Source organism: Microcystis sp. M109S1, assembly GCF_020247025.1.
Taxonomy (GTDB): Bacteria; Cyanobacteriota; Cyanobacteriia; order Cyanobacteriales; family Microcystaceae; genus Microcystis.
On the sequence record NZ_JADBRW010000029.1, the window covers coordinates 1 to 4,632 of the forward strand.

4 protein-coding genes and 1 pseudogene are annotated in these 4,632 nt (G+C 43.1%); 3 read left to right on the forward strand and 2 right to left on the reverse strand.

Features of this window, described 5'->3' with window-relative positions; translation table 11 throughout:
- Together IM322_RS23630 and IM322_RS01200 are read left to right on the forward strand one after the other, a co-directional pair.
- Positions 1-141, forward strand: a pseudogene (locus IM322_RS23630) (RRXRR domain-containing protein); the annotation flags it as partial.
- A gap of 236 nt (positions 142-377) precedes the next feature.
- Positions 378-821, forward strand: a complete 444-nt coding sequence (locus IM322_RS01200) for a molybdenum cofactor biosynthesis protein MoaE (RefSeq protein ID WP_286824250.1) — start codon at positions 378-380, stop codon at positions 819-821.
- Between the two features lie 2 nt (positions 822-823).
- Here the strand turns inward: IM322_RS01200 and IM322_RS01205 are convergent, their stop codons facing one another.
- Both IM322_RS01205 and IM322_RS01210 read right to left on the reverse strand, forming a co-directional pair.
- Positions 824-1,897 carry an AOC03_06830 family ribosome hibernation factor gene (locus IM322_RS01205; protein WP_287674842.1) on the reverse strand — a complete coding sequence of 358 codons (1,074 nt, stop codon included), beginning with the start codon at positions 1,895-1,897 and terminating at the stop codon, positions 824-826.
- A gap of 357 nt (positions 1,898-2,254) precedes the next feature.
- Complete coding sequence (locus tag IM322_RS01210; RefSeq protein WP_287078435.1) at positions 2,255-3,817, reverse strand: B12-binding domain-containing radical SAM protein; 1,563 nt, start codon at positions 3,815-3,817, stop codon at positions 2,255-2,257.
- 258 nt (positions 3,818-4,075) lie between these two features.
- On the opposite strand from IM322_RS01210, the gene IM322_RS01215 reads away from it, so the two are divergent.
- A complete protein-coding gene (locus IM322_RS01215; RefSeq protein ID WP_487353236.1) occupies positions 4,076-4,237 on the forward strand; it encodes a CAB/ELIP/HLIP family chlorophyll-binding protein in 162 nt (53 codons plus the stop codon).
- The last annotated feature ends 395 nt before the right edge of the window (positions 4,238-4,632 follow it).

The following is a 4,632-nucleotide window of genomic DNA, read 5'->3' on the forward strand; positions in this document are numbered from 1 at the left end:
CCCAAAGGAATTGGTTATGTTAGTGGAGATACCGAAAAACAGCTATCTGTAAGCGATACCAGTTGGACACGATTGGGACAGATAGCTGTTAGCAAGATTCAGTTAATTCGTCGTTCTAACGGTTTAATTGTTTCTCACTAATTCATATAAAGCCGCCCTCCGCTATCGCTAAAGGGCGGGGTTTCAGACCCAGTTTTTCGATGAAAAAATAGAAACATCTCTTGACTCCAAAAAAGCGATAGCTATGTTGTTAAGGAAGGCAGTAGTCAGGAGATTATTTTATTTATTCCCCCCACTTCCTAATTCATAATTCCTAATTCCCACACCCTACACCCCACTCCCTACACCCTTCTCCCCACTCCCCGATCGCCTCATCCATGACTCAAGATAGTTTTCGCATCAGTTTTGCTCCCTTATCTTTGCAGGAAGTATATCAATTAGCCGATGATGGGGCTAATGGTGCTATTGTACTAATGAGTGGTACGGTACGGGAGCAAACCGACGGTAAACCGGTTATTTATCTTGATTATCAGGCCTACGAACCCATGGCAATCGAGGTTTTCCGGCAAATTGCCGGGCAAATTCGGCAAACCTGGCCCGATACCAATCGAGTTGTCATTCACCATCGCACCGGTAAGCTACAAATCGGTGAAATTAGCGTCTTAGTAGCTGTGGGTTGTCCCCATCGGGGGGAAGCTTTCGCAGCCTGTCGTTATGCTATTGATACTCTCAAGCATAATGCCCCCATCTGGAAAAAAGAATACTGGTCTGATGGTTCTAGTCAATGGGTTAGTATTGGCGCTTGTGAAACAGCGCCTTAGCTCTAATAACGCAAAATTAAGGCAATTTTTTGGTAATCGTTCAAGGAATCTTCATCGACTAAAGCTACGCGTCCTCCCTTGGCCAATACCACTTCGATAATTTCATCCACTGCATCATCGATTACCTCCGTACCACCGACGTTTTCCACCAGCACTAAATCACCGTTTTCGCTTAAAACTGCGGGTACATGGTAATTTTTCTCCACTAATAACAATTGTCCTCGACCTTCCTGCGCTAAACGCCACACTTCTCCCAGGGTAGAGATAACTTTTTGAGCGCTGACTGCCGCATCCAAAGCTTGCAGGGCTTCAGTTTTTTGAGTCTGACGCACTGACTGCATAATCGGCAATACTTGCGGAATTAATTCTGGCAGTGAGGTTTTGTCAAAATTGCCGGTTAAAGTGCCAACAATTGCTGATGTGTACTGTGAAACTTCTTGAAAGAAGGAAATTTGACGAACCACTCCACCCACAATCAAAGGGGAAGAATCATCAATGTATTCACCCAGAGCTTTATCTACCTGTTGGAAAAATCGCCGGATTCTATCATCTAGATAACTGGTATCGGCATCAAAGGGCAGTGGTGCGGTAGCCCCCGGTCCGGTCATTTCTAAGGGAAAATTCTGATCGCAAATTTCTTCGAGAGTTTCTCCTGTAGCTGAGATTAAACGAGTAGAACCCTGACTTAATAGTAACAGCCAATAGGGTTGTTCTCGATGTAATCCATAAACTAAATCCCGTGTGGCAAAGGTTTTATCGATGACAACTCTTGCCTGGACAGAAAAAGGCAAGTTATAAAGCTTGGCAATATCCGGACCAATATAGAGAGCTAATCCATCTAGAGTATAAGGATAATCTATTTCAGCCACTAGACTATCGAGGCGATCGAACAAAGGTTCGATTTCACGTTTAGAGAATTCTTCCGATAATCGGCGCTTTGCTTCATCGACCAAATTTTTAACGAGAATAGGGTCTTGTTTGTTATCCGGTGAGGTGCGATGGGTGGGTAAGAGAATGGAAAGGGCGGGTATTTGAGTTAGGGATTGTAGTTTCTTAAGTTCTTGACGAGTAATCATTGATTTTAGCTTGATTGATAGGGTTAAGGCGCTAAAAATACTGGCTTTATCCAGATTTTCTCGATTTATTCAGTATTCCAGCTAACATTTTAGGGAAAAAATGTAATTATATCTAGAAAATTAAGAATTTATACTGAATTGCTTTGGCAGAGATTGAGGGAATTTTTAACCGGAAAATAGGAATATTAAGGACTTAAGCAAAATTAATTACACATTTCGATAAAGCTTTTGCCTTTTGCATGAGTGCCTATCCTAACCAAGAAATTAATTTTGCACGACTACTGATTGATTTATCGATCGTCCACCATCAGGACAGAAAATATTAAGGATGGGTTTATTTACCCATCCTCGGAATAATTAGGCCGCTATGGCTGTTTTTTCCGCTGTTAATGCCTCTTGGCGTTGAAATTCGGCTAATTGTGCCATAATTTCATCCCGGACAATCTGACGGTATTCCAGGAAATGCTCGTTGTGGGCGCAGACAGTGATATAGTGTTCGGCATTGGCGGGATTATGGCGCAAAATACCGAATAAATTCTGCCAGAATTTCCAGCGAGTGGAACGTTTAAAGCCCTGTCGCCAGATAATTACCGCTAGGGCATAGATATCAGCCCGGCGAGGCAGTTTAAAGGCAGGTTTAGCTTTAGGTGCCCCTAATTTCAGGAAACAGCGATAGGTGCGATCGAGAAATACCTCCGGATCGTACAATTTCCAGAAGGCTTCAATATATTCTGTGGCAATATCTTCGATCGGCCGGGTGGGAACGAAATTCATTAGGGTACTTTGGTTAATGTCCTGTTTCCCCGTTAATCGTAGTCGTCCTTCTTTTTCCAAGCGAGTCCATAGGGCGGTATTGGGTAAAGCTTGTAACATTCCGAATAGAGCCGTGGGAATGGCCGCTTCTTCGACAAAATTAATAATGCGATCGGCCGCACCTTTTTTCTCGCCATCAAAACCGATGATAAATCCCGCCATAGGGCGCAATCCAGCTTTAATAATCTTTTCTACCGTCTCGGTTAACGAACTACGGGTATTTTGGAATTTTTTGGTTAATTGTAAACTTTCTTCGTCGGGGGTTTCAATACCTAAAAAGACCGCATCAAAATAACAATCAACCATCATTTCCATTAATTCGAGATCGGCGGCCAAATCCACCGATGCTTCCGTGTTAAACCGGAAAGGATACTGGTGTTCTTCTTGCCAAACCTTTAATTCTTTGAGGAGTAATTTAACGTTGCGCTTGTTGCCAATAAAATTATCATCCACCATGAACACGCCCCGGCGCCAACCTAACTCGTAGAGATAATCTAATTCTTTTAATAATTGTGCAGGGGTTTTGGTGCGGGGTTTACGACCGTAGAGAACGATAATATCGCAAAATTCGCACTGGAAGGGACATCCCCGCGAGAATTGTACCGACATGGAATCATAAGCTTCAAAATCGAGCAGATCGTAGCGTGGGATCGGGGTAATTGTCACATCTGGTTTTTCTGTGGTGCGGAAAACACCTTTGGTTTCTCCTTTTGCCAATGCTTCCACAAACATCGGGATGGTGATTTCTCCCTCATCGAGAATCAGAAAATCGGCCTCGGCCACTTCGTGGGGGATAGAAGTGGGATAGGGACCACCCACGGCCACCAGTTTACCCCGTTGCTTGGCTTCGTGAATTTGCTCGATTAAATCTTGACGTTGGACAATCATGCCGGAAAGAATGACTATTTCGGCCCAGTCCCATTCTGCTTCTGTCACCGCCCGAATATTGCGATCGACCAGTTTAAATTCCCATTCCTGCGGTAAAATCGCCGCCACCGTCACCATACCAAGGGGAGGAAGTAAGACTTTGCGATCGACTAATTCCAGAATTTTGTTATAAGACCAGAAAGTCGGCGGAAAAACGGGATAAATCAGTAAGGCGCGCATATTCACTCCTCGCTCGATGGCGATCGATTCTTGACCTTTCGCTTGATTGTAATCTTTTTCGGTCAGGGATGGGAAAACCGTTATTTAGCCCTAGAACTAAGATCAGGCTTGATTTTCGGCCGCCATTGCCCACCCTTGACCCTGCCCCCATAAAAGTTTATGGTCAACATTAATAAAATTTATGTAAATAAATGTTGCATAGTTTGGGAAGTTATGTTACATTTAATATCAAGCACTTGAATCAAACGCAATTTTATTATAGGAAGGCAATTCACCATGGATAAGCAAGAAAACAAACTCGGCTTCACCGCTTTCGCTGAAAACTGGAATGGTCGTTTAGCCATGCTCGGTTTCGTTATTGGCGTAGCTACGGAATACTTAACCCACAAAGGTATCCTTGCTCAATTAGGCTTAATGTAATTTCAGCCTCGATTGCTGTGCATCTACAATCGTCTTGAATAAATTATCAAAAAAAGGGGGGAGCATAGCTCTTTCCCTTTTTTAGTTGCAGGTTGGGGATTGGGGAGTGAGGAGCGTCGGAGCAGGGAGAAACAATCCATAACTTGGCAGTTAATCACACTATTAAAAACGGATTTGGTATTGTTGCCAGTTAAAATTAAAAATGCCATTAAGCGATCGCATCTTGGGGGTAGATGATGTACCGGAAAATCGCTTACCGAAATTTTGGGTTAAAGCCCCGTCCTAAAAGGACGGCTTTTTAAACTATAGCTTGTTAACTTAACTTTTATTGTGCTATACTGATTTTATCTAAGTACCCCCTGCGTAAAATGTTTGTCTTAGAGTTTAAAGTTAAA